This window comes from Pseudomonas sp. NPDC012596 (genome assembly GCF_042902325.1).
In the GTDB taxonomy this organism is placed as follows: Bacteria; Pseudomonadota; Gammaproteobacteria; order Pseudomonadales; family Pseudomonadaceae; genus Aquipseudomonas.
The window spans coordinates 96079-120757 of the sequence record NZ_JBIBEB010000006.1 but is presented as its reverse complement, the minus strand read 5'-3'; the positions used below and the strand labels follow the sequence as shown (position 1 = coordinate 120757).

Annotated in this window: 17 protein-coding genes and 2 pseudogenes; 7 read left to right on the top strand and 12 right to left on the bottom strand. The window is 62.7% G+C overall.

Features of this window, described 5'->3' with window-relative positions; translation table 11 throughout:
* Position 1: 1 nt before the first annotated feature.
* Positions 2-1690, bottom strand: a complete 1689-nt coding sequence (locus tag ACFY68_RS09715) for a GspE/PulE family protein (protein ID WP_387526134.1) — start codon at positions 1688-1690, stop codon at positions 2-4.
* A gap of 274 nt (positions 1691-1964) precedes the next feature.
* Between ACFY68_RS09715 and ACFY68_RS09710 the strand changes: the two genes are divergently transcribed.
* Both ACFY68_RS09710 and ACFY68_RS09705 read left to right on the top strand, forming a co-directional pair.
* Complete coding sequence (locus ACFY68_RS09710; RefSeq protein WP_387526131.1) at positions 1965-2414, top strand: hypothetical protein; 450 nt, start codon at positions 1965-1967, stop codon at positions 2412-2414.
* A 75-nt stretch (positions 2415-2489) separates the two neighbouring features.
* A complete protein-coding gene (locus tag ACFY68_RS09705; RefSeq protein WP_387526496.1) occupies positions 2490-5144 on the top strand; it encodes a glycoside hydrolase family 3 C-terminal domain-containing protein in 2655 nt (884 codons plus the stop codon).
* An 8-nt stretch (positions 5145-5152) separates the two neighbouring features.
* Here the strand turns inward: ACFY68_RS09705 and ACFY68_RS09700 are convergent, their stop codons facing one another.
* The gene (locus ACFY68_RS09700; protein WP_387526128.1) at positions 5153-5797 is read right to left on the bottom strand and encodes a TetR/AcrR family transcriptional regulator; all 645 of its coding nucleotides are present in this window, start codon (positions 5795-5797) and stop codon (positions 5153-5155) included.
* A gap of 60 nt (positions 5798-5857) precedes the next feature.
* Positions 5858-7204, bottom strand: coding sequence for an MATE family efflux transporter (locus ACFY68_RS09695; protein ID WP_387526125.1), 1347 nt, complete (start codon positions 7202-7204; stop codon positions 5858-5860).
* A 377-nt stretch (positions 7205-7581) separates the two neighbouring features.
* On the opposite strand from ACFY68_RS09695, the pseudogene ACFY68_RS09690 reads away from it, so the two are divergent.
* Positions 7582-7704: pseudogene (locus tag ACFY68_RS09690) on the top strand (DUF6021 family protein); the annotation flags it as partial.
* A gap of 401 nt (positions 7705-8105) precedes the next feature.
* On the opposite strand, the gene ACFY68_RS09685 reads toward ACFY68_RS09690, so the two are convergent.
* The 3 genes from ACFY68_RS09685 to ACFY68_RS09675 form a co-directional block, all read right to left on the bottom strand.
* Positions 8106-9959, bottom strand: a complete 1854-nt coding sequence (locus ACFY68_RS09685) for an ABC transporter ATP-binding protein (protein WP_387526122.1) — start codon at positions 9957-9959, stop codon at positions 8106-8108.
* 139 nt (positions 9960-10098) lie between these two features.
* Entirely contained in the window at positions 10099-11274 is a 1176-nt protein-coding gene (locus ACFY68_RS09680) for a M20 aminoacylase family protein (RefSeq protein WP_387526119.1), read from the bottom strand.
* A 3-nt stretch (positions 11275-11277) separates the two neighbouring features.
* Complete coding sequence (locus ACFY68_RS09675) at positions 11278-12597, bottom strand: MFS transporter (protein WP_387526116.1); 1320 nt, start codon at positions 12595-12597, stop codon at positions 11278-11280.
* A 380-nt stretch (positions 12598-12977) separates the two neighbouring features.
* Here ACFY68_RS09675 and ACFY68_RS09670 point away from each other — a divergent pair, with 380 nt between their 5' ends.
* Entirely contained in the window at positions 12978-14111 is a 1134-nt protein-coding gene (locus ACFY68_RS09670) for a porin (protein WP_387526114.1), read from the top strand.
* Here the strand turns inward: ACFY68_RS09670 and ACFY68_RS09665 are convergent.
* Both ACFY68_RS09665 and ACFY68_RS09660 read right to left on the bottom strand, forming a co-directional pair.
* The gene (locus tag ACFY68_RS09665) at positions 14108-15007 is read right to left on the bottom strand and encodes a LysR family transcriptional regulator (protein WP_387526111.1); all 900 of its coding nucleotides are present in this window, start codon (positions 15005-15007) and stop codon (positions 14108-14110) included. The two genes, ACFY68_RS09670 and ACFY68_RS09665, sit on opposite strands and share 4 nt — an antisense overlap.
* 74 nt (positions 15008-15081) lie before the next feature.
* Positions 15082-15573, bottom strand: coding sequence for a DUF1543 domain-containing protein (locus ACFY68_RS09660; protein ID WP_387526108.1), 492 nt, complete (start codon positions 15571-15573; stop codon positions 15082-15084).
* A gap of 252 nt (positions 15574-15825) precedes the next feature.
* Here ACFY68_RS09660 and ACFY68_RS09655 point away from each other — a divergent pair, with 252 nt between their 5' ends.
* Both ACFY68_RS09655 and ACFY68_RS09650 read left to right on the top strand, forming a co-directional pair.
* A complete protein-coding gene (locus ACFY68_RS09655) occupies positions 15826-17241 on the top strand; it encodes an NAD(P)/FAD-dependent oxidoreductase (protein ID WP_387526105.1) in 1416 nt (471 codons plus the stop codon).
* Between the two features lie 79 nt (positions 17242-17320).
* Positions 17321-17818 (top strand): RidA family protein, encoded by a 498-nt coding sequence (locus tag ACFY68_RS09650; RefSeq protein ID WP_387526102.1) that lies wholly within the window; start codon positions 17321-17323, stop codon positions 17816-17818.
* A 36-nt stretch (positions 17819-17854) separates the two neighbouring features.
* Here ACFY68_RS09650 and ACFY68_RS09645 read toward each other — a convergent pair whose 3' ends face one another.
* Positions 17855-19516: a M24 family metallopeptidase gene (locus ACFY68_RS09645; protein ID WP_387526099.1), complete on the bottom strand. Its 1662-nt coding sequence runs from the start codon at positions 19514-19516 to the stop codon at positions 17855-17857.
* 88 nt (positions 19517-19604) lie between these two features.
* Here ACFY68_RS09645 and ACFY68_RS09640 point away from each other — a divergent pair.
* Positions 19605-21086, top strand: a pseudogene (locus ACFY68_RS09640) (PLP-dependent aminotransferase family protein); the annotation flags it as partial.
* On the opposite strand, the gene ACFY68_RS09635 reads toward ACFY68_RS09640, so the two are convergent.
* The 3 genes from ACFY68_RS09635 to ACFY68_RS09625 form a co-directional block, all read right to left on the bottom strand.
* On the bottom strand, positions 21087-22313 hold the full coding sequence (locus ACFY68_RS09635; RefSeq protein WP_387526096.1) for an MFS transporter: 1227 nt from the start codon (positions 22311-22313) through the stop codon (positions 21087-21089).
* A 612-nt stretch (positions 22314-22925) separates the two neighbouring features.
* Positions 22926-23390, bottom strand: a complete 465-nt coding sequence (locus ACFY68_RS09630) for a hemerythrin domain-containing protein (protein WP_387526093.1) — start codon at positions 23388-23390, stop codon at positions 22926-22928.
* A gap of 305 nt (positions 23391-23695) precedes the next feature.
* Positions 23696-24553, bottom strand: coding sequence for an SDR family oxidoreductase (locus ACFY68_RS09625; RefSeq protein ID WP_387526090.1), 858 nt, complete (start codon positions 24551-24553; stop codon positions 23696-23698).
* Between the last annotated feature and the right edge of the window lie 126 nt (positions 24554-24679).

Here is a 24679-nt window from a genome sequence, read left to right as displayed (position 1 = left end):
CTCAATCACCCCCCGTGACGCGCAGCACTTCTTCGAGCGAGGTGATGCCCGCCAAGGCTTGGCGCAGGCCATCCTGGTAAAGCGTTACCAAGCCGTTCTGGCGCGCATGGGCCTCCAGGGTGGCGGCATCGGTGTGGCGCATGAGCATGCCGCGCAGGCCTTCGTCCATGACCAGCAGCTCGGTGATCGCACTGCGGCCGTGGTAGCCACCGCCGGGTGCCTGTTCGTCGGGGCGGTACAGCATGATCGGCCGCTGCTGCGTATAGCGCGCCAATTGATGGCGCTCAATCAGCTCGGCCGGGGCCTCGAAGGCAATGCGCGTGGCCGGGTCGAGCCGGCGCACCAGGCGCTGGGCCAGAATACCCTGCAGGGTGGAGGCGAGCAGGTAGCCTTCGACGCCCATGTCCAGCAAGCGGGTAATGCTGGCCGCGGCGCTGTTGGTGTGCAGCGTCGACAGCACCAGGTGGCCGGTCAGCGATGACTGGATGGCGATGCGGCAGGTTTCGAGATCGCGCATTTCGCCGATCATGATCACGTCCGGGTCCTGGCGCACGATCGACCGCAGCGCTGTGGCGAAGCCCAGGCCGATGGCGGGTTTGACCTGGATCTGGTTGATGCCGGTGAGCTGGTATTCGACCGGGTCTTCGACTGTGATGATCTTGCGCTCGGCCGTGTTCAGGCCTGACAGCGCGGTATACAGGGTGGTGGTCTTGCCCGACCCGGTCGGCCCGGTGACCAGGAAGATGCCATGCGGGCGGGCCAGCAGTTGCTCGACCCGGTGCAGCGTTGGCCCATGGATGCCCAGGCTTGCGAAGTCGAAGCTGACGGTTTGCCGGTCCAGCAAACGCATCACCACCGACTCGCCGAAACTGGTCGGTACCGTCGAAACGCGCAAGTCCAGCTCGCGGCCCTGGATGCGCAGCATGATCCGCCCATCCTGTGGCAGCCGGCGCTCGGCGATATCCAGCCGGGCCATGATCTTCAACCGCGAGATGACCGCCGCCGCGTAGCCGGCGGGCGGGGCTTCGCCTTCGACCAGTACGCCGTCGATGCGGTAACGCACTTTCAGCTGTGTCTCGAACGGTTCCACGTGGATGTCCGAGGCGCGGCGGTCCACCGCGTGCTGCAGCATCAGGTTGACCAGGCGGATGACCGGCGCCTCGGAGGCCATGTCCTTGAGTTGCTCGATATCGCCTTCGTCGATGCTGTCGTCGTCCAGCGTCTGGATCAGCGCGCCCATCGCCGAGCGACCTTCGCCATAGGCCTGTTCGATCAGTGCCGTGACCTCATCAAGGGTGGCGACCACCAGCTCGATGGGCTTTGCGGCCTGATAACCGAGTGCGTGCAGGGCGTACGCCGAAAGTGGCACCGCCGCAGCGACCCGCAGGTGGCTGCCGCGTTCGCCCAGGGCAATCACACCATGGTGGCGGGCGAAGCGCTCGGTGGCCACGGGTGGGGCTTCGACGCTTTCCCCGTTAAGCCGTGGGGCGCTCAGTAACTCGGCATAGGCGGTGGCCATTTGCTGTTCTTTTACTGCCCCCAGGCGCAGCAACGTGCGCAACTTGTCATGTTCGCCAATACCCTGAGCTGCGCCTAGCCGAGTGACACGGTGCATATCGGCAGGTTGCAATGCGCCAGCATCGAGCAGCCACTCACATATGGCGTCAGCAGTAGGGATAATTGATTTCATAATGATGGCTTAGTTCAAGTGCTGGCTATATGGCGGCACTTTACTAGTGTCAGGACTGGAGGTGGCCGGGAGAATACTGCGGAAATTTATCCCGTGCAACAGAGTAAAATTTGGCAAATTCCTTATAGGACAAATGGCTATTCGCACGGGCTTCGATAGCTTATCAGCTTCGTAAACCTAATAGCAACTAGGTTTAGCCGATGGTGAAATATTGCTGTAAGTGTTGTAAAAACGCAACAAAAAATAAGTTATATCGGTCACCGCGCAATACCGATTGCGCAAAGTGACGATTGTTGTGTTCGTGTTGTGCTGTTCAATATTGTTTTTAACCCCCAATATCCACGGTTTATCCAATAATTTCCTCACGCTGGCCAGCCTGTTCTCATCACGGCTTGAACTTTTTATTGAAGTGCCCAGACTTACGCGCCGGCTCACCCTGTTCGGTCCGCCAATTCCTGTATTCCTTTTCGAGAACTATTCGATGAATAGACTATTGCTGTCATTCGCGTGTTCGGCACTGCTCGCCTCGCCGCTATCTGCACTTGCAGATTCAACGGCCACCTCGACCGACTCAGCGGCTTATCAAGCACGCGAACAACTGGAAAGCCAGCGTGAACAACTTTCAGGTGTCGGCGGTGTTGCCCAGCGCAGCCCTGAGGCCAATGCGTTCGTCGATGCGCCGGTAGACACCGACGATGCGCCGGCGCTGGTCAGCCAGCCCTGATCCGATCGCAACCCAGTTCCCATTCCGTTCTCAAGGTCCCTATCCGTGAAACATTTCAAACAGGCCCTGAGCCTGATGGCGCTTGGCGTCATGCAGGCATCGGGTGTACTCGCTGGCGCGCCAGCCACTGGCAACGAGGTGGAAGCCCGCGTCAGCTCCATCCTCGACAACATGAACCAGGCCGAGAAGATCAACTTCACCCGGGTAAACGACGGCCACATGATCCCGTCGTTGCTCAAGTGGGGCATCAAGGGCACGGTGGCCTACGATTCGTCCATGGGCGTGCACGTCAACAACGCCACGTTCGGCGCCCAATACCCCTCGCAGTCGGCACTGGCAGCCACCTGGAGCATCAACCGCGCCAAAGAGTTCGGCCTGGCCATTGCCTATGAAACACGTATTTCAGGCGGGCAGCAGATGCTCTCGCCGGGGGTCAACCTGTACCGCACCCCTTACAACGGGCGTTCGGCCGAGTACGTCAGTGGCGAGGATCCGTTCCTCGGCGCCGTGTTGGCGCCGGCCATCGTCAACGGCATCCAGGCCCAGGGTATTCAGGCCAGCGGCAAGCATTACCTGGCCAATGAACAGGAAGCCAACCGCCAGGCGGTCAACGTGGTGGCCGATGAGCGCACCCTGCGTGAGCTGTACCTGCCGGGCTTCGAGTCGATGGTCAAGAACGCCAATGTGGCCTCGATCATGTGTGGGTTCAACAAGGTCAATGGCGACTACGCCTGCGAAAACCACCACCTGATCACCGAGGTGCTCAAAGGCGAGTGGGGCTACCAAGGCACCGTGATCAGTGACTTCAATGCCATTCACGACGCGTTCAAGGGCGCGTGGGCCGGTACCGACCTGGACATGCCGTCCGGCCTGCAGTTCACCGAGGCCAACCTGCTGCCCTACCTGTGGAGCGGCCAGCTGACCCAGAACGTCATCGACGACAAGGTCAAGCGCAACCTGCGGGCGGTGGTCAGCTACGACTTCCAGGAACACCTCAACACCGCGCAGACGCTTGAGCACACCGAGTACGGCCAGCGCGCCTCGCTGAACGCCGCGCGTGAAGGCATCGTGCTGTTGCGCAACGCCGACACGGCGGCCGGCAAACCGTTGCTGCCACTGGCGCGCACGGCCAAGGTCGCGGTGATCGGCGACTGGGCCAACCAGGCACCTGCCTCGCCGTTCGGTACCGCCAACTCGCCACCTGACAGCTACGTAACCGAGCTGAGCGGGCTGCAGCAACTGGCCTCCAACAGTGCCAACGTCACCTACCTGTCGGCACTGAGCCTGAACCCGAAGGCCGCCGTCTGGTACCAGCCTGGCTCGGACAAGGCCAGCGTGAGCAATGCCGGGGTCAAAGCCGAGTACTTCAGCAACACCAGCCTCAGCGGCGACCCTGTGCTGACCCGGGTTGAACCTGGCGTGAACCTGAACTGGACCACCAGCACCAACGAGACCAACACTGGTACCACCGCCGTGTCCGGTTTCAGCCCGACTGCCGGCGCGTTCTCGGCGCGTTTCACGGCCACCATCAAACCGACCGTTTCCGGTGCCCATGTATTCAAGGTGCGTGCCGACGGCCCTTACAAACTATGGGTCGATGGCAAGCTAGTGGTTGAAAGCGACGGCGTGCCGTACTCCTCGGACGTGGTCAACGCGTTGACCACTTCGGGCAAGAGCGCTGCGCTGGTGGCAGGCAAGTCCTACACCGTCAAGCTGGAGTACCGCCGCGTACAGGGTAACTTCACCCCGGCACTGGGCGGCCTGGCTGGCGTGCAGATGAGCTGGGCTTCGCTGCGGCCACCGAAGGACATCGCCAACTACGATGCCGTGGTGATCGCTGCAGGCACCAATTATGAAAACGAAGGCGAGGGCTCCGACCACGGTTATGCGCTGCCGGATCAGCAGGCAGAGCTGATCAGCTTCGTCACCAAGGCCAACCCCAACACCATCGTCGTCACCCATGGCGGTGGCGTGGCCGATATGCAGCCGTGGGCCAAGAAGGTCGGCGCCGCGTTGCACGCGTGGTTCCCAGGGCAGCAGGGTGGCCAGGCACTGGCCGAGATCCTTTATGGCAAGGTCAACCCGTCGGGCAAGCTGCCGGTGACCATCGACAAGAAGATCGAAGACAACCCAAGCTACGCCTCCTACCCGGACCCTGCGGCCTACCGGGGTGACAACGCACTGACCGAGATCAACTACAGCGAAGGGCTGTACATGGGCTACCGTGGCTACGACAAGCGCCACGCCAAACCGCTGTACCCGTTTGGCTTCGGCTTGTCGTACACCACCTTCGGCTACTCGGACCTCAAGCTCTCGACCAACGTCATGACTCCAGGCAACACCGTCGACGTCACGTTCACCTTGACCAACACCGGGGACAAGGCGGGCTTCGAGGTCGCTCAGCTGTACATTCAGCCGATCGACCCACAAGTCGACCGCCCGAAGAAAGAGCTCAAGGGCTTTACCAAGGTGTACCTGGAGCCCGGCCAGAGCAAGACCGTGAGCCTGCCGATCGACTCGCGTTCGCTGGCGTACTTCGTGCAAAACACCGACAGCTGGGACGTCGATGCTGGCAAGTTCAAGGTCTGGGTCGGCCCGGACTCGGAAAACCTGACGTTGCAGCGCACCCTGGTAACCCTGATGCCGCAACACCTGACCACCCGTGACAGCAACCCGCTACCGGCACCGCTGCAAACGGCCGTGCAGGTCAGCGCCAGCCAGGCTTACTGACGGGCGCTCTACGCCTTGATGCAACAGGCAAGGCGTGACAGGTAGGCGTCGAACACCGCTTCGACGTCTACCTGGTCCGGGGCGCGTAGCCACTGGATCTGCAGGCCGTCCATGACGGCGAAGATTTCTGTCGCCAACAGCTTCACATCAATGTCCCCACGAATCTCACCCTGTTCGGCCAGCGCCGACAGGTGCGCCTGTGCGTGCGCATGGGTGAGGGCGAATTTCTCCTTGTACCACGGCCACGCCGGGTGCTGATCGGACAGGCTTTCGACGCTGATCATCATCGACGCCTGGCATTCGAGCAGGTTGTGCACACTCAGATGCATGCTCAAGCGCACGAACGCCAGGAAGTTATCCAGCGTGGGCGCTATCTCCAGTTCGGCGAACTGCTCGGTGACCCGGCGATCACGGCGGTCGAGCAAGGCTTGCAGCAACGCTACCTTGTTGGGGAAGTGATGCAGCAGCCCGACCGTAGTAATGCCGGCGATCTCGGCAACATCGCGCATCGACGCCGCCGCATACCCATCCTTGGCGAATACCACCGTGGCCGCATCCAGCAGGGCAGCGCGGCGCATCTCGCCCTTGGGCGCGCGGCGACGCTTGGTGGTAGGTGTGCTGGACGCTTCGGTATCGTTATCCTGACCTGACATAAACCAACTTCAAGCTGTGGTGAGTGGCGTGCCGGCTACGTTGAGCCGGCGAGACGGTGATTATGGCAAAACTTGCAGCGCTGGTGCGGGCTGCCTGTTGACCCACAGGGCCGTGGCGATCGAGGCCAGGGCCACCAAGGCATTGCCAACCCACAGGCCGAGCATGACCCCGCTGGCCCCCTGCAGCGCTGCCCCTGCAGCCACGAAGGGCAGCGTACCGAGGGTTGCGCGCAGCCAGGCGTAAAAGGCGACCCAGCCGACCTGGCCACGGCAGATGAACACCGAGATGGCGATGAAGTCCAGGCCCAGGATGACCCACAGCCCCGGGCCGTAGCGGCACAGGTCGTGGATCAGCGCCTGGCCAGGCCCTGACAAGCCGAAAGCATGGCTTAACCACGGGCTGGCAATCAACAGCACTGCCCAGGCCGCCAGGCCATACATCACCACCAGCTTGGCGGCACTGTAAAGCGCGGCCCGGGAACGGGCGCTGCGGTGCGCCCCCAGGTTTTGCGCAAGGATCGGCACCAGGGCGCCGGGCAAGGCGAAGTACACGCAGTAAGTGATCTGCAGCACCCGGTCCATCACCGCCATGCCAGCCATCGCCGACACCCCGAACAGCGCCAGCTGCGCCATGGTGTAGGTCAAGGCAACCGGCATCGCCAGGTTGGCGACGGTAAACGGCAAGGCGATGCGCGCCATGCGTGCGCCGTGCAACCACAACAGCCGCAAGCGCACGCGCGCCATAAGGCCCACGTGGCGCTTGACCTGGTGCAGGCCCAGCAAACAGCCGAGCATGCCCGCCACCAGGCACGACACCCCGGCGCCAAACAGCTTGAGGTCGAAGCCAAAGATCAACACCGGGTCGACGATTGCCAGGCACGCTGCGCTGCTGAGCACCACCGCCATGGCACGCCCGCTGTAGCCATGTGCCCTCAGTGCCTGCGCGGCAGCCTGGGTCAGCACCATCAGCACCGAAGCGACCAGCGTCATGGCGATGAATTGCCTGGCAAGCGGGGAGGAGGGTGCATGGGCGCCCAGCAGGTTGGCAAAGAAGCCCAGGCAGTACCACTGCAGTGCTGACACGCAGGCCGAGAGCAGCCCGGCGAGGACCAGCATGTGCGTGGCCAGGGCAGGCACCGCGGCGCGTGAACCCTGGCCGACCCTGCGTGAAATCAGCGTACCTGCCGCGACGACGACGCCCGCGACCAGGCTTGAATTGAAGAAGGCCAGCGTTTTGGCAATGCCGACGGCGGCAACCAGGGTTTCGTCATGCAGCATCGCGACGTAGCTGAGCGTCAGGATGTCGGTGAGAAAAAGGGCGAGCAGGCTGAGCCCGCTGGTGAATGCCATCACCCGGACGTGATGGTCCAGGGACCCCTGGGTGAAGGTGGCTGCAGGCTTGATCATCGGTGTACCGCGGTGGTCTTTGCGTGGGCGCGGTGCCGAGAGGGCGTGGGCGCAGCGTAGTTTAAATGAAAACAGCGGCGGGTTCATGGCCGCACAGCGGCTCGTGCCAGAGGTAATTCGGCCGCTATCGCCTTGCCATCCATCCACCCGCCGAGATGCGCGTGTGAACTTTGCCGGTGCCCAGGCTTCCTCTGCTAGAGCGGCCGATTTATCGGGCCGAAATCGGCTGACCACGCAAAGGGCTTGGAGAAATCATGAAACCACAAGACAAAGTGCCATCGAACACGGGTGAACAAGAGCGTGACAACGATGCGCATCGGCCGGACGGTTCGGCCGGCACGTCGCACGACTCCACTGCGCAGAAAACCGCACGCGGCAAGGGGCCGCATTCGTCTGAACATGCGAGCACCGCAGATGACCCGGGGTTCGACCCGGATTCGCCCGACCTGGACGACCCGCAGGTCGACCCACAGGGGCCGGCCAAGGCGCCTAGGGATTGAAAAGCCTTCATGAGAAGGTAATGCAGTTCACTTAAGAGTGCCGGGGCCGCGCTACGGCCCTTTCCGACCGGTCCGGCGCCCCGGCTGCTGTGTAGGAGCTGGCTTGCCTGCGATCGGCTGCTGTAGGAGCTGGCTTGCCTGCGATCGGCTGCTGTAGGAGCTGGCTTGCCTGCGATCGGCTGCGCAGCAGTCGTAAAATCGGTATCTGCGCAGTGCCAGACAGAATGCGGATACAGCATTTACGACTGCTGCGCAGCCGATCGCAGGCAAGCCAGCTCCTACACAGCAGCCGGGGCGCCGGACCGGTCGCGATGGGCCGCAAAGCGGCCCCAATACAGGCGATGCACAACTCGGAAGAACAGCATCATCATGAAAGGTGGCTGTAGCCCTGAGGTGACGAGTCACTCCATCGCCTCGGCCACCCCTTGATCTTCACCCAGGAACCCACCGCTCTGGTGCTGCCACAGCCTGGCATAGGTGCCGTTCCTGGCGAGCAATTCGCTATGCGTCCCTTGCTCGACGATGCGCCCCTCATCCATGACGATTAGCCGGTCCATCGCTGCGATCGTCGACAGCCGGTGGGCGATGGCGATCACGGTCTTGCCTTGCATCATTTCATTCAGGCTTTCCTGAATGGCGACTTCGACCTCAGAGTCCAGCGCGCTGGTGGCTTCGTCCAGCAGCAGGATGGGGGCGTTCTTGAGCATCACCCGGGCAATGGCAATGCGTTGCCGTTGGCCCCCGGACAGCTTGATGCCGCGTTCACCCACCAGGGTGTCATAGCCGCTGTGGCCTTGGCGGTCGCTGAGCTGGTTGATGAACCCGTCGGCCTGGGCATTGGCCGCAGCGCGGTGGATTTGCGCCTCGGTGGCATCCGGGCGGCCGTAGGCGATGTTGTCGCGGATGGAGCGGTGCAGCAGCGAGGTGTCTTGGGTGACCATGCCGATGGCGCTGCGCAGGCTGTCCTGGGTGACGTTGGCGATGTTCTGGCCATCGATGCGAATTTCGCCGCTGTCGACATCGTAAAAGCGCAGCAGCAAGTTGATCAGCGTCGATTTACCAGCACCCGAACGGCCCACCAGGCCGACCTTTTCGCCGGCACGGATGTTCAGGGTCAGGCCATCGAGCACCTGGCGTTCGCCGTTGTAGTTGAAGCTGACATTGTCGAAGGCCACTGCGCCGCCGCGGGTTTCCAGCACGCCGGCGTTCGGTGCATCCTGCACCTTGGGGCCACGGGTCAGGGTGTCCATGCCGTCCTGCAGGGTGCCGATGTTTTCGAACAGCGACGTCATCTGCCACATGATCCAGTGCGACATGCCGTTGATACGCAGGGCCATGGCGGTGATCGCCGCCACCGCACCGGTACCGACTTCGCCCTGATGCCACAGCCACAGGGCATAGCCGCCTGCGCCCATGATCAAGCCGACCACCAGCGCCTGGTTGACGATCTCGAACTGGCTCACCAAACGCATCTGGCGAAAGCCGGTCTGCTTGAAATCCTCCATGGCCGCGCGGGCGAAATGTGCTTCGCGCTTGGAGTGGGAGAACAGCTTGACCGTGGTGATGTTGGTGTAGGCGTCCGAAACCCGGCCGGTCATCGACGAGCGCGCATGGGCCTGCTCCTGGCCGACCTTGCCCAGGCGCGGCACGAAGTACAGCATGGCCAGCCCGAACAAGGCGACCCAGGCAATGAATGGCAGCATCAGCTTCAGGTCGAAACCGCCAGCCAGGGCGATGATCGCAATGAAATACACGCCAATGCCCGGTGCGATCTCGATGACGGTGAACAGCACCTCGCGTACCGCCAGCGCGGTTTGCATCACCTTGGTGGTGACCCGGCCGGAAAATTCGTCAGAAAAGAACGACAGGCTTTGCCGCAGCATCAGGCGGTGGAAGTCCCAGCGCAGGCGCAGCGGCAGGTTGATCGCCAGTACCTGGTGCTGGACCATCGTGCGCAGTGCCACCAGCCCGATGCTGGTCAGCAGCACGATGCCGATGCCCCACAACACCCGGCTTTCCTGGCCATCGGCAGCGCCGCCGGCTTGCCAGGCAGAGAGCAGGTCGACCACCTGGCCCAGGAACGAAAACAGCCAGGCTTCGTAGATCGACACGCCGGCGCTGAGCAGCGCAAGCGCCAGGATGTAGCCGCGGGCGCCCCGGGTGCAGGCCCACAGGAAGCGCAGCAGGCCGACGGGGGGTGGGGGCGCCTCATCGGGCGGGAAAGGGTCGAGCCGTTGTTCAAAGGCGCGAAGCATGCTGGTCTCCGAATGCAAGGGTGAGGTCGGCCCAGCTGGCCGACCGTACTGATTCACCTGGGGTTAGGCCACGGCAGGAGGATAGCCGTTCCATCCCGCGTCAGGTGAGCATTCAAAGCGCCAAGCCTGCAGCCACGGCTCAAACCAGATAATCACTCACTAGCTTGACCCAGCAATCCGCCCCCAGACCAATCAGGTCGTCATTGAAATCATAATGAGGGTTGTGCACCGAGCACCCATGAAACTCACCCTCGCCGTTACCCAGCATGAAATAGCACCCCGGCACCTCGGCCAGCATCCAGGCAAAATCTTCCGTGCCCATGACCTTCGGGCCGCGGCTGTGCAGGTGCCCGGCCGCGAACAATGGCGCCAGGCTTTGGCGCACCTGCTCTGTCTCTGCGCGATGGTTGATCAGGGCAGGGGCCAGTTGGGTGATGCTCAAGGCGATGCTCACACCGAACGCTTGCTCATGGCCGCTGACGATCTCGGCCAGCCGCTGGTTGATCTTCTGTTGGGTCTGCGGGGTGTCGGTGCGCACGCTGATCAGCATGCTGGCTTCATCCGGGATGATGTTGTACACGCTGCCGGCCTGCAGCATGCCGATGCTGACCACGGCGTATTCTTCAGGGCCAAGGTTGCGCGATTTGATGGTCTGGATGGCATTTATCAGGCTGGCCACCACCGGCAGCGGGTCCACCGCCAGTTCCGGCATGGCGCCATGGCCACCCTTGCCGGTGATGTGCAGCTGCACCCGTTCGGAGGAGGCCATGGTGGGCCCGGCTTGCACCACCGCAGTGCCCACGGGCGCGCCAGGCATGTTGTGCAAGGCAAAGATCGCATCGCACGGGAAGCGCTGGAACAGGCCGTCGTCGATCATCGCCTTGGCCCCGCACAGGCCTTCTTCGTCCGGTTGGAAGATCAGGTTCAGGGTGCCGTTGAACGCGCACGTCGCCAAGCGAGACGCCGCTGCAAGCAAGATCGCCGTGTGGCCATCGTGGCCGCAGGCATGCATGCGGCCGGGTATCTGGCTGGCATGGGCGAAGGCGTTTTTTTCTTGCATGGGCAGTGCGTCCATGTCGGCGCGCAGGCCGATACGACGCGCGCCGTGGCCCTTCTGCAACACGCCGACCAGGCCATTGCCGCCCACCCCGCGGTGCACCTGATAGCCCCATTGCTGCAGCTTGGCAGCCACCAGTTCAGCGGTGTTCGGGGTGTCGCCGCCAAGCTCCGGTGCCGCATGAATCTGGCGGCGCAGGGCCCTGAACGCAAGCAGTTCGGTGTCGCTCAAGGCATTGTGGTGTTGTCGAGTGTCCATGGTTCAGGCCCTTCCAGTGTTTTCAGGGAACAGTTTCAGGCAGACCAGGCTGATCGCCCCGCCGGCCAGCAGGTAAAAGGCGGGTGCCAGTGGGTCGTCGAGTGCCGACGTCAGCCAGGTGGCGATCAGCGGCGAGAAGCCTCCGAACAGGGTGACGCCGAAGCTGTAGCTGACCGACGTACCCAGCGCGCGCTGTGGCTTGGCGAACCCCTCCATGATCATGGCGAAGAACGCCCCCGAGCCCACACACCCTGGCAGTACCAGCAGCGCCACGATGAGCATGGCGGCGTACAGGTCTGTGGTCTGCGACAGCAGCCAGAATGCTGGCCATGCACTGATGACAGGCAACGCAACGGTCCACACCAGCAGTTTTTTGCGCAGGCGATGGCGGTCGGCGTAGCGCCCGGCAATCGGGCTGATGACCGCCAGGCACGCGGCTGCGACACAGGCGATGGCCATCGCGCTGCGCTGTGGGTAGTGCAGCGTGGTGATCAGGTACGAGGGCATGTAGAAGATGAACAGGTACATGCCGATGGTGGCGCTGGCCATCAACCCGGTGGCCAGCAGGGTGTTGCGCAGGTCGATCACAGTGCGCCAGTCAGGCTTGGCAAGGGCAGGGCCAGGCTTGCGCGGGGCTGGCTGTTCGAGGGTTTCGGGCATGCAGCGGCGGATGTACAAGCCCACCGGGCCGATCAGCAGGCCGATCAGAAACGGCACGCGCCAGCCCCAATCCTCGAGGTCCGGGGTGCTCAGTATGCTGCTCAGCAACAGGCCGATGCCAGCCCCTACCAGGGCCGCGTAGCCCTGGCTGGCGGCTTGCCAGCTGACGCTCGCGCAGCGGCTGCGTGGGGTGGTGGATTCCATCAGCAGTACCGATGCCGTGCCGATTTCACCGCCGGCGGAAAACCCTTGGGTGAGGCGCCCGATCACCAGCATCACGGTGCCGTAGACGCCGGCTTGCTGGTAGGTGGGTGCAAAGGCGATCAGCGCAGTGCCCAGGGTCATGAGCAGGATGGTCAGGGTCAGGGCCGCCTTGCGGCCTTTTCGATCGGCCAGCCGGCCTATCACCATGGCCCCCACCGGGCGCATCAGGAAGCCCACGCCGAACGCGGTCAGCGACATCAACAACGAGGCGACCGGCGATTGCGCCGGGAAGAAGTTCTTCGCGATCACCACGGCAAAAAAGCTGTAGATGGTGAAATCGTACATCTCGAGGGCGTTGCCTAACGCGCACGCCACGGTGGCGCGCCGGGAGCCGACGGCAGGTTGCTCGACGGCTATCGCGTCGTTCGCCAGTCGGGTGTCCGAGTGCAGGGTAGTCATGGGCTCTCTCCGAGTCATTCGTGTTGTGAACGAACTATCGGGTAACCCGGGCCGTGAATCACTTGCGCTTTTTGCAAGCACATTACCGTTGGTTAATAAGGTCCCCGTTTGCAGGCCGCTAGCGCACCAAGCGCGTGCGCCAACGGTGCATCTGCTTGGTCAATGCACACATTGCTGGCCCTTGGTGGACGGCAAGTTGGGCAACACACCGTGCGCGGGCGCTTGTTTGCGTCGCATTTCGCAGGCGCCTGATGTGTTTTTCCCCGATTCACGAGCAGCCAATTAACAAAAAGGCATAGCCCTATCAAATTGGCGATTTCCGGGCGTTTTTATTTTCGTGGAGGCTGCGAACCCGTACCCACTTCCACGGAGAGTCTGCAATGGGGGCGTTCGCTGCGCGTACTGGATCACTGGCCGCCATGCTCGTCGGCCTCGGGCTGCCGCTGGCAAGCGAGGCCGAGGGGTTCCCCGCGATTGGGCGGGTGGCATCGGGCTTTGGTTACTACAACGTGGACAAGGGTTACGACGACACATTCAAGCTGTATGGCACGCTCGATGCCTTCGTGAACTACCAGGATTCTGGCCATTACTCGGGCTACAAGCTTGCCGGTGGCGGTGCCTGGACCAACAAGCTGGGGCTGTACATGCGCAAGGCACTCGGCGCGGACACGGTGCTCGAAGTGGACGTGGAGGAGGGCTTCAACGTCAACGGCCAAGCGTTTTCGCAGCACTGGAAACAGATCGGCGGGTTGCGCCTGGCAGTGGTCGCACTGCGTTCGCGCGACTACGGCAAGCTGGAGTTCGGCAAGACCTACGGCATGGGGACGCCCACTTACGCCGACCCGTTCCTGGCCACCTACGGTTCGCCCTACACCTACCTGACGAGCCCACCCGCGGGCAATGGCGCGTTTTACCTGGACATGCGGCCCAAACATACCCTGGCCTACACCACCCCCAAGTTTGCAGGTTTCAGCCTGGGCAGCGCGGTTAGCTTCGGCTTCAACGACACCGCCAGCTCAGGCAAGACGGTGCGTGGCAAGGGTGTGAGCGTGCAATACGGCAATGCCCGGTGGATTCTGCTGGGGTCGTTCAATGATTACCTCAGCGACCCTTGGGGCGCTGACAATCGCCAGACCCACAACTACTTCAAGAGCGCTTCGGTGTTCCATGACTTCGGCCCGGTGGCGGGCAGCCTGACCTGGCAGCGCCAGGACGTGGGCAACCGCGCCACCCCCAGCATGCAAGCATGGACCGTGGGCTTGAGTGCGCCGGTGGGCAAAGCCGATGTTGCACGGCTGGCGCTGGTCAAGCGCGATATCGAGTTCGGCGACAAGGACGCCTACGGGATGATGCTCGGCTATGACCACTTTCTGCGCCCGCAGTGGGCGATCTACGGGCGGCTGGCACTGATCGCCAACCGCCCCGGCTCCGCAATCAGCTATGCCGGCATCCCGCTCGAACAGGTGGGCGACGACCCGCAGAACGTCGCCATCGGCATGTATTACCACTTCTAGCGCTGCAGCCGGGTTCGCAGGCTGTGGAACAGTTCTTTGGCCGGCGAGGTCAGTGCGTGCCGATCGACACAGACCAGGTAGATGGGGTATTCGGGGATGATTTCCTCGACGGCGACCCGGGTCAGCTTCGCAGCCTGCCCTGCAGTGAGGGTATTGGCTGCGGCGAAATCACTGAGGGTCATGAACGCATTGGCGCTCTCCATCAAGCCCAATGCCAGCAGCAAGGATGAGCATTCGATGACGTTCTGCGGTGGGTTGACATCATTGACCTCGAACATTTGATAGAACTGCGAGGAGCGGTCGGCCACCGCATCCAGGCTGATCCAGTTGGCGTACTGCAACTGGCGCAACGAGCGTGAATGGCGCAGCGGGTGGGTGGGGCTGCAGAACACATTGCCCTCGATACGCTGCACGGCCTCCCAGTCCAGGTTCAGCCGTTGGGTGTTCTGTTGTGACGTCAGGGCAAAGTCCAGCGAGCCATCGCGCAGCCGTTGCACGATCTGGCTTGGGCGCTGCTCGGTGAGCTTCAGTTGCACGCGCGGGTTTTTCGCCTGGAAATCACTGACGCACTGCCCAAAGCCTGGCAGCACCGCCGTCAGCGAGGTGACGCCGACGGCCACTTCACCGACAGCGGTGTCATGGATGTTGTCGGCCTCGATTTGCAGGCGGCGCATGCTTTCGACCGCCATCTGCGCGTGGCGCAGGATGCGCCGGCCTTCATCGGTCAGCGACATGCCCTTGTAAGTGCGCTGCATCAGCGTCAGCCCCAGTTCACGCTCAAGCTCCTTGATCGAGCGGCTCAGCGCCGGTTGAGTGACATGCAGCCGCTGCGACGCTTCATTGATGCTGCCACATTGATCGACCGCTACCAGCGCTTTGATTTGATGAAATTTCACGCGACCCGACTCGTTATTGTTGGTTGACCAGGGCCTGCAAGATACCCGCCAGCGAGCGGGCTGTGCCATACGTGCTAAATCAGGATGTAGTCACTGCGTTGCACGATACCCTGATGGTCACCTTCGACCAGTTGCACGTAGCGCCCGGCCACGAGGTCGATCGGCAGGCAATCGTCGACATCCAGCACCGCGTCGGTATGCGGTTTCAACCAGCCCGCGGCCATTCGCTGCTTGCCCAGTTGTTTGGCAGCGGCCTTGTCGGTGGCAGCCACCAGCAGGTAGCGGTGGGCCTCGCCGAAGACCTGGCGCTCGTACCCACCCAGGTTCAGGAAGAACAAACGCATGGCCCCGGGTTGCGGCGCGGCCTGGGTGAATTCGATGCGGTAACCGTCCACCCCATGCACCTCCAGCCAGGAGTCGATGTGCAGCCCGCTCGTGCTGCCGAACCAGGCGTTGCGCAATTGCGCATAGGTGTGTTCCAGCGCGTCGGCCTGGGCGAATACCACATCGTGGACCTCGATACTGGCGCGGGGGTGGCGCCCGCCAAGCATGACAACGTAGAGCATGGGTAATCCTTGGGTTGGGTGGGTGGGGGCTACCGGGAGCCTGGCTTGGTTCTCGCGGTGATGCATAAACCGAGCGCCGCGCGGGCGGCGCTCGATCTCATAGGCGCTGAACATACCGTGGCGAGCCCCTGTGTGAAAGTTACGAAATGCCTGAACTAAGTATTTGCCCCCAGCGATTCTTTCCACCAAGGCCCGTCACCAGAATGGCCGCCTTTGAATCAGCTACAACGCATGCAAGGAAAGGGAAGTGTCATGGGAATGACCAGGCGGAAGTTTTTGATTGGTGGCGGCGTGGTGGCTGCTGCAGGGGCCGCGGGGGTACTGACACCGTTGCTGACGCGCGAGGGCAGGCTGATACCGGGCAAACCCAGGTTTGGTTTTGTGCAAGGCACCGAAGGCGCGCTGCCCAAGCAGGCAGACGTTGTCGTTGTCGGTGCTGGTATCCTGGGGCTGATGACAGCGATCAACTTGGTCGAGCGTGGCCTCTCGGTCGTTGTCGTTGAAAAAGGTGAAATTGCCGGCGAACAGTCTTGCAGGTTCTATGGCCAGGTCATGACCTACAAGATGCCGGATGCGACTTTCCAGTTGCACCATCTTGCCAAGCAACGGTGGCGCGAAATGAACGCCAGAGTGGGTGTCGATACCAGTTACCGCACGCAAGGGCGGGTGGAAGTGCCCTTTGACGAAGAGGACCTGGAAGGCGTCAGAAAGTGGATCGATCTGAAAACCCGTGAAGTGGGTGCGGATGTTCCCTTCAAGACGCGCATCATCCAGGGCAGTGAACTTCAGCAGCGTCTGCGCGGCGCTTCATCCAGCTGGAGCGTTGCCGGCTTCGAGGAAGACTCCGGCAGCCTGGATGCCGAGCGCGCCTCCTATGTAATGGCCGACTACGCCAAGAAGATGGGCGTGCGGATCTACACCCACTGCGCCGCAAGAGGCCTGGAAACTCAGGCAGGCGCGATCTCCGATGTGGTGACCGAGAAAGGCGCCATCCGCACGGCGCGTGTGGTCGTGGCCGGCGGTGCGTGGTCCAGGTTGTTCATGCAGAACCTGGGCGTGGATGTGCCTACCTTGCCCGCTTACCAGTCCCAGCAGATCATCAGCGCGGCGCCCCATGCACCGGGCGGCAACGTTGCGCTGCCGGGCAACATCTACTTCCGCGAACAGGCCGACGGCACCTACGCCACCTCGCCACGTGTGGTGGTTGCCCCGGTGGTCAAAGAGTCCTTGATGTATGGCTACAAGTACCTGCCGCTGTTGGCGATTCCCGACTTCCCGGTGCACATCGCGCTGAACAGGCAACTGATCGACTCGTTCATGCAGCCCACACACTGGAAGCTGGATGAAGTCTCGCCCTTCGAGAAAAACCGGCTGATGACGGCGGCCCCGGATATTCCGGAGCTGGATGCCTCCCTGGCAAAACTCAAGGTCGAGTTCCCTGCCTTCGGCGAGGCCAAGTTGCTCGACCAATGGAGCGGTGCCATGGCTATCGCCCCCGATGAGAACCCGATCATTTCGCGGGTCGACGAGTACCCGGGCCTGGTCCTCAATACCGCTACAGGTTGGGGCATGACAGAAAGCCCGGTGTCGTCCGAACTGACGGCAGACCTGCTGCTGGGCAGTGCGCCGGTGCTGGACCCGAAGCCTTTCAGCCTGTATCGCTTCTAAGCCCACTTAACAATGGAATGACCCTGTGCACGCCTCGAAGATGCGTGCACACACCCTAGGCAGTTTTCAGGAGAAACGTATGAAAGTCGCAGTTGAGACCGTCGCCGCATTGGCCCTGACCCTGGCTGGCGCCGGTGCCGTCCACGCACAGGACGTCGTGCGCCACGGTGCAGGCAGCTTCCCGATTTCCTCGGCGGTGGAAGTGCCCGCAGGTAAAACGATGGTCTACCTCAGCGGTTCGGTGCCGTCGGCCATTCACCCTGATGCACCCAAGGATTCGCTGGAATCCTTTGGCGATACCAAGGCCCAAACCATCAATGTGCTTGAAAACATCCAGCAACAGCTGAAGGGCCTTGGCCTGGGGCTCAAGGATGTGGTGAAGATGCAAGTCTTCCTGGTCGGCGGCCCGGAGAACGGCGGCAAGATGGACTTCGACGGCTTCATGGCGGGCTATACGCAGTTCTTCGGGCCTGCCGCCAAGCAGCCGATCCTGCCTGCGCGTTCCGCGTTCCAGATCGCCGGCCTGGCGCACCCAGCCTGGCGAGTCGAGATCGAAGTGACCGCCGTGCGTCCCTGAGTGGGCGTCGCTGTTGGGTGCTGACAGCTTGCCGGGCTAGGCCCCGACAAGGATGTCCTCGAAAAACGCCCCGACCGGTTCTGTGGGGTGGCACAGCTGAACCTCCAGCACCCAGACCATTTCGCTCGGTACGATCTCCAGTTCGGCCAGTTTTTCCTGGCCGAACAGGGCGTGCGGAAAGTCGGTGACGCGATGCCCCGCCAGGTTGCGCTCAAGCTGCCAGCCTTTACCCAAGGCGCTGCGCTCGGCCACATCGTACAGCTGACGGCCGGTCAACCCGGTGCACCAGGCTTGGCGCGTTTCCTCGAACACTTCGTGCAGCGCCTTGACACAGGCGTGATGCAGGGGGTGCTCGCCGAAGACGAAGGTATCGCCGTAATCGCCTTCATAGCCATCCCATACCGGGCCGAGGTCGACCACCGCGATATCGCTGGCGCGCAGCCTGCGCTGCGGGTCGATGCCTTGGCGCGGTGTGCGCACGGTGTCGTCACCGAAGCGGATGTAGGTCGGGTGCCAGGTGTGCGACGCCCCCATTGCCTTTAACGTCTTATCGGCCATCTTCAGGGCCTGGGCGGTGGTCATGCCGACTTTCAACTGGCTGGCGATTGCGGCCAGGGCCCGTACCGTCTGTTCGCGGGCTGCGAGCATGCCGTCCAGTGAATAGCGCGGGCCGACTTTTTCCAGCACGGGGTCGAAGGCGTTAGCCACCGCAGTGGCCGGCGCCACTGCGCCGCTGGGCACGAAGGCCTCGGCGACAAAACGATGCGCCGGCACACCGGCTGCCAGGCACTGTTCGCGAGCCTGGCTGATCATCGCAGCATTACCGCAGGCATAGACCTGGCTGGCGGCCCAGTCGTGGGAATGGGCCAGTGCTTGCTGCTGTACGCGGGCGTGCGCCGACAATACCCGGTGCCAGCGAAAGCGCGGGTCGCGCAGGCTGGCCTGGTCAAGAAACTCTCTGTCGTAGAGGTCGCTCAGCGATGCGCCGCCCCAATACAGGGTGACCTCGGCCTGGCGCGCCAAGGCCGTCAGCAGCAACGGCTTGATGCCGGCATAGCCGGTGCCGGTGGCGAACAGCACCACGGGGCGCTGATCGTCGTGCTGCCAGGTGCAGGCACCCACCGGCCCTTCAAGCATCAGCGCATCGCCCGCTTGCAGCGCCGGCAGGATGCCTTCGGAAAACAGCCCACCGCTGACCGTGCGAATGTGAAATACCAGCCGCCCCTGGTCCTGCGCGGGCAGGTTGGCGATGGAGAAACAGCGGCTGTCGCCATTGCCGAGGCGCAACCTCACGTATTGGCCGGGCCGTACATCGACGGGCTGCGCGGGTTGCAGCACCAGTTCGACGATATCCGTACTTAGGTCGCGTTTGCTCGCCACCGTGGCCTTGATTTCAAGCGTCGGTGTATCCACTGACCAGCCGGGGATCGCCAGGCGCATGTCACTGCAGGCATGGCTCTGGCACAGCAGCATCTCGTTGCTGGCAAGCGGGTAGGAGGGCGCCGGAGTATCGCCTGAGCACTGCTTGGCGCGGTATTCGCCCGAAACCACTGTGACCTTGCACGAGCCGCAGGCGCCGCGGCGGCACGAGAAGGGCACCGACAGGCCGCTGGCGAGCATGGCGTCGAGCAGCAGTTCATCGGCGGCTTCGAACGACTTGTCTGAGGGCGACAACTGGATGACGTGGCGATTGGGCATACACACCTCGGGCTGAAATCGGGGCAGGAGAGGTGAGATTGTTGCGATAGACTAGGACCATAAGAACCTCCAGTTCTGGATAATTCACATGGTCCAGCTTCGCAAGTGGCGGCCGCTGCTCAAACTCGATGGGGCACAGCCGCAGGCTTCCTACAGAAAGATCGTCGAAGGCCTGGTGAGCGCCATCACCGAAGGGCGCCTGCGCCCCGGCACGATGCTGCCCGGCACGCGGGAAATGGCCCAGTTGCTCAACGTCAACCGCAAGACAGTGATACTCGCCTACGAAGAGGCCGTCACCAAAGGCTGGCTGGAGAGCGTGCAGCGCCGGGGCACATTCGTCAGCCATCAGCTTGCGACCGGGGCGGTGCCGGCCCGTGGTGCGCCGCCGGCGTTTGCCTTGCCGCTGCGCGAGGCGCCGGCCGTGGCCTATTTCACGCAGGGCGAACAGGCCACCGCGCTGCAGCACCAGCCGGGTGCGCTGTTTTTCGACAACGGTGCCTGTGACCATCGCCTGCTGCCACAGGCCGTGCTTCATCGCTACTACCGCAAGGCCTTGCGCCAGAGTTTTACCACCAACACCGTGCGCCACGGCTGCGAGAGCAGCAGCCAGTACCTGCGCAGCGCGCTGGCGGACATGTTGCGCCATAACCGCAGCCTCAACGTTGGGGCCGAGCACATATGCCTCACCCAAGGGGTGCAGATGTCGCTGTACCTGGCCGCCAGCGCGTTGCTCAAGCCCGGTGATGTGGTGCTGGTGGAGCGCCTGAGCTATCCGCCGGCGTGGGAGATTTTCCGCAAGCTCGGCGCGCGGCTGGTGACCGTCGAGCTGGACGAGGAGGGCTGCCGGGTCGACCAGATCGATGCACTGTGCCAGCTGCACGACGTGCGCATGATGTACCTCACCCCCCACCACCAGTTCCCGACCACGGTCAGCCTGCATGCTGCACGCAGGCAGCAGTTGCTGGAGCTGGCGCGGCTGCACGACTTTTGCGTGATCGAGGAAGACTACGACCATGAATATCACTTTGCCGGCCGGCCGTATCTGCCCCTGGCCAGTGACCGGTTGCAGCGCCATGTGATCTACATCGGTTCGCTGTCCAAGTCGCTGGGCAGTACCTTCCGCTGCAGCTTCATCGTTGCGCCGCCGAACGTGATCGAGGTGCTGGAGCGTACCGCGGTGCTGACCCTGGGGCAGGGCGATGCGGTGATGCAGCGGATGCTCGCGGACCTGATCAATGACGGCGAGCTGAAAAAGCACCTGCGCCGTGTGTCTGGCGAGTATCGTCGCCGTCGGCAAACCCTGCTGAGCTGCCTGCACGAGGCCTTTGGCGATCAGATATCGGTGCAGGAGCCGGAAGGCGGGCTGGCGCTGTGGGTGGAGTTTGCCGCGTCTATCGACGTCGAGCAGTTGGCCGCCAACGCACTGGCGCTTGGCCTGGTGGTGCGGGGCGGCCGGCAGTTCTCACCTGATGGGCACCCGGAGAATGCCTTGCGCCTGGGCTTCGCCTCGCTGGATACCGGCGAAATTCGCCATGCCATCCAGCGCCTGGCCCAGGCGGCCACAGGCCTGTCAGCCGGGTTGGGCTGCCAGGCTGTTACTGACGTTACGCCCCAGCACCAGCACGGTGACAAAGCCGCAGCCCACCAGGGCGGTGGCCAGGCTCAACAGCACCGGGCTGCCCAGCTGGTCGACGATCTGCCCGCCGAAGAACGAGCCTAAGGCAATGATCACCTGGAACATGGCGACGAATAGCGGCATACCGCGCTCGACGTCCTTGGGCGCCACCACGAACATCCAGATGCTGGCGCACGCCGGGAAGGCACCGAAGGCAAAGCCCCACAGCGCGATCAACATCACAGCGCCGGTCATGCCCGTGGCGAAGTAGGGGAACAGGGCAGTGCTGGTGGCGATCAGCAGTGCCACCAGCAACAGGGTGTGACGCACACTTTTGTTGGCGGCAAAACCGGCGAACACATTACCCATGACCCCGGCCACGCCATAAAGCAGCAGCAGCGAGCTGATGGTCGGCCCATCAAAGCCGGCGTTCTGTTTGAAGAAGGGGGCGACGTAGGTATACGCGGCAAAGTGCGCCAGGCCGATCAGCAACACGGCGATCAAGCCAACCCGGGCTTGCGGGTTGATGAACAGCGCCGGCAGGTCACTGATGCGAATGGCCTTGTCGGGGTTGAGCCGCGGCAGCAGCAGAACCTGCGCCAGCAATACCGGTACGCCCAGCAGCGCGGTAGCCAGGAAGGTCATACGCCAGCCCATCAGGCCACTCAACCAGGTGCCCACAGGCACGCCCAGCACGGTGGCCAGGGTCACCCCAACCATGATGATCGAGGTAGCCTGCGCAACGCCCACACCTTTGGGCGCCAGGCGGCCGCTGAGGGCGATCGCAGTAGCCCAGAAGCCGCCGATGCTGATGCCCAGCAGCACGCGCCCGAACAGCAGCAGGTTGAAATCGCTGGCGTAGGCCACCACCGCGTTGGCGATGATCATGATCAGCGTCAGGCTGATCAGCAGGTAGCGACGGTCCAGGGCGCCGATGCCCACCGACAGCAACGGGGCGGCGAGGGCCGCCATGATGCCGGGCAGGGTGACCATCAGGCCAGCGTGGCCGGCGCTGATGCCCAGGTCGCTGGCGACATCGTTGAGCACGCCCACCGGGAGAAACTCACTGGTCACCAGGGCGAAGGCGCCCACCGCGACCGAAAGAATCGCCAGCCACTGCTGCTTGACGCTTTGTTGATTGTGTTCGGGTGGGCCGTCATGGGCCTGGTTGGGGGTTGGCATGGGGTTGGGTTCCAAGGGGAAGGCGCCTGCGGTAGGCGGGGGAAGGGGGAAAATTGAAGGGGATTATACGAGGAGGGTTTGGTGGGCAAACAAGCAGGACGCTTGATAGTAATCATCAGCGGGATCGATGAGACGTGCTGGGTAGAGCCTTGGCCAGGGATCGGCTGGGCGTTTTCACCGTGATCGAGACCGAGATCGAGCGCTGCCCGCGCGGCGCATCGCGGGGCGCTTGCCTTGGGATCTTCAGCGCCTTTGAGATCGAGCGCCGCCCGCGCGGCGCATCGCGGGCAAGCCCGCTCCTACATTTGTTGCAACGCGCCGTTCCAGCCAGGCCATGGTTGTTCGCCTTGGCGCATGGCTGAAGACAGGTGAGGCGCCGGCAGCGCCAGCCGAAAAATCGCGTCATGCCAACAAGGCTGGCAACTATGGCCTCACAGGCCATGGCACGTTGCAACAAATGTAGGAGCGGGCTTGCCCGCGATGCGCCGCGCGGGCGGCGCTCGGTCTCAAAGGCGCTTAAGATCCCAAGGCAAGCGCTTGGCGAAGCGCCGCGCGGGCGGCGCTCGATCGCAAAGGCGCTGAAGATGCCGTGGCAAACCCAGTACCCTTGATTCAAGCAGCCCGCTGCTCGCCCTTGAGCAGTTTTTTCTGAGCTTCCATGGCGACGCCCAGCTCTTCCAACTGATCTTTACCGAGAAGCTTCTTCGCAGTAGGGAAGAGCTCGCCTTCCTCTTCCTCGATGTGATGCTCAAGCAGCTCTTTCATGACTTTCACTCGACCGGCGAATTCGAGGGTGCCGGTTTCGGTATGCAGCAGGTCAGGGAGCACCAGCGAGTCGACCGTGCGGTGTTCTTCCTTGGCCTCGTAATACATCTTGGCTTCCTCTTTACCCCCGGCTTGCTTGATCGCCGGGTAGAGAATGTCCTCCTCCAAAGCCGTATGGACCTGCAGTTCCTGCTCGATGCGGTGCAGCAGTTCAGCGCGTTTTTTTACGGCACGTTCGGTGGTCGAGGAAAGTTCTTCTAGCAGTTTCTTGACCAGCTTATGGTCTTGAATCAGCAGATCGATCGCGTTCATGGAGACACCTCTTCACGGTGGATACATTCTGGCTTCCCAGGCGCTGTACGAAGTATTGGGTGTAGGAGCTGGCTTGCCGGCGATCGGCTGCGAAGCAGTCGTAAATTCTGTATCCGCGTCCTGTCTGGCAGTGCGCGGATATCGGTTTTGCGACTGCTTCGCAGCCGATCGCCGGCAAGCCAGCTCCTACAGGGTTTCGTACAAAGCTTATGAAGTGGAGTGGGCGGCAACGTTAGGGTTCAACGAGCGTGATGATTGGTCTACGGCCAGCGTTCGCCGGCCAAGCACCTGGCTAAGAACCGCCATCAGAGAATGGGTTTGCCACCCGTGACGCCGTAGCGTGACCCCGAGATGTAGCTGGCCTCATCAGAACCCAACAATACATAAATCGGTGCGACCTCCACCGGTTGCCCTGGCCGCCCCATCGGGTAGCTCGAACCGAAGTTCCTGACGGCATCATCGGGCATGGTGGCAGGTATCAGCGGTGTCCAGATCGGGCCTGGGGCCACGCTGTTGACCCTGATGCCTTGCTTGCCCAGCAGCTGGGCGAGGCCGGCGGTGAAATTGGCAATGGCGCCTTTGGTGGCGGCGTACGCCAACAGGCTGGGTGACGGGTCGTCGGAGTTGACCGAGCTGGTGTTGATGATCGACCCGCCTTTGGGCATCGACGGCAAAGCGCGCTGGCAGATCCGGAAAATAGCGGTGATGTTGGTATCGAAGGTCTTCACCCATTCATCATCGTCAATTTCGTCCAGGCCCTCATGAGCCATCTGGAACGCGGCGTTGTTGACCAGAATATCGATACGACCGAACTGCGCCACAGTCTTGTCGACGATGTCGTAGCAGTGCTGCTTTTGCGCCAGGTCACCCGGTAGCAGCAGGCACTGCCGGCCAGCAGCTTCCACCCAACGCGCCGTTTCCTGCGCATCTTCGTGCTCATTCAGGTAGGAAATCGCAACGTCGGCGCCCTCTCGGGCGTAGGCAATGGCCACCGCGCGCCCGATGCCGCTGTCGGCGCCGGTGATCAGGGCGATTTTGCCTTCGAGCCGATTGTTGCCGCTATAGGTCTGCTCACCGCAGTCTGGATACGGCTCCATCTTGCGTTGCGAGCCTGGAACGCTTTGCGGTTGAGAGGGGAATGGGGGAGAGGGGTAGTCGCTCATGGGGGCAGCTCCTGCAGTTGAGAACGCTCATTACCGTTCGAACGGTGCAAGAGGCCGGTGTTGGGGTGAGTTCAGGGTTCGCGCGACGGGCGGTCGGTCTTGGATTTCCATTGAATTCTCAAGCGT

Bases quoted from the DNA above. Each gene is read 5' to 3' on its own strand.
- ACFY68_RS09715 (WP_387526134.1), bottom strand. From the start codon at position 1,690: ATGAAATCAATTATCCCTACTGCTGACGCCATATGTGAGTGGCTGCTC.
- ACFY68_RS09685 (WP_387526122.1), bottom strand. From the start codon at position 9,959: ATGCTTCGCGCCTTTGAACAACGGCTCGACCCTTTCCCGCCCGATGAG.
- ACFY68_RS09700 (WP_387526128.1), bottom strand. From the start codon at position 5,797: ATGTCAGGTCAGGATAACGATACCGAAGCGTCCAGCACACCTACCACC.
- ACFY68_RS09675 (WP_387526116.1), bottom strand. From the start codon at position 12,597: ATGACTACCCTGCACTCGGACACCCGACTGGCGAACGACGCGATAGCC.
- ACFY68_RS09695 (WP_387526125.1), bottom strand. From the start codon at position 7,204: ATGATCAAGCCTGCAGCCACCTTCACCCAGGGGTCCCTGGACCATCAC.
- ACFY68_RS09630 (WP_387526093.1), bottom strand. From the start codon at position 23,390: ATGAACGCGATCGATCTGCTGATTCAAGACCATAAGCTGGTCAAGAAA.
- ACFY68_RS09670 (WP_387526114.1), top strand. From the start codon at position 12,978: ATGGGGGCGTTCGCTGCGCGTACTGGATCACTGGCCGCCATGCTCGTC.
- ACFY68_RS09650 (WP_387526102.1), top strand. From the start codon at position 17,321: ATGAAAGTCGCAGTTGAGACCGTCGCCGCATTGGCCCTGACCCTGGCT.
- ACFY68_RS09635 (WP_387526096.1), bottom strand. From the start codon at position 22,313: ATGCCAACCCCCAACCAGGCCCATGACGGCCCACCCGAACACAATCAA.
- ACFY68_RS09680 (WP_387526119.1), bottom strand. From the start codon at position 11,274: ATGGACACTCGACAACACCACAATGCCTTGAGCGACACCGAACTGCTT.
- ACFY68_RS09655 (WP_387526105.1), top strand. From the start codon at position 15,826: ATGGGAATGACCAGGCGGAAGTTTTTGATTGGTGGCGGCGTGGTGGCT.
- ACFY68_RS09705 (WP_387526496.1), top strand. From the start codon at position 2,490: ATGGCGCTTGGCGTCATGCAGGCATCGGGTGTACTCGCTGGCGCGCCA.
- ACFY68_RS09645 (WP_387526099.1), bottom strand. From the start codon at position 19,516: ATGCCCAATCGCCACGTCATCCAGTTGTCGCCCTCAGACAAGTCGTTC.
- ACFY68_RS09625 (WP_387526090.1), bottom strand. From the start codon at position 24,553: ATGAGCGACTACCCCTCTCCCCCATTCCCCTCTCAACCGCAAAGCGTT.
- ACFY68_RS09660 (WP_387526108.1), bottom strand. From the start codon at position 15,573: ATGCTCTACGTTGTCATGCTTGGCGGGCGCCACCCCCGCGCCAGTATC.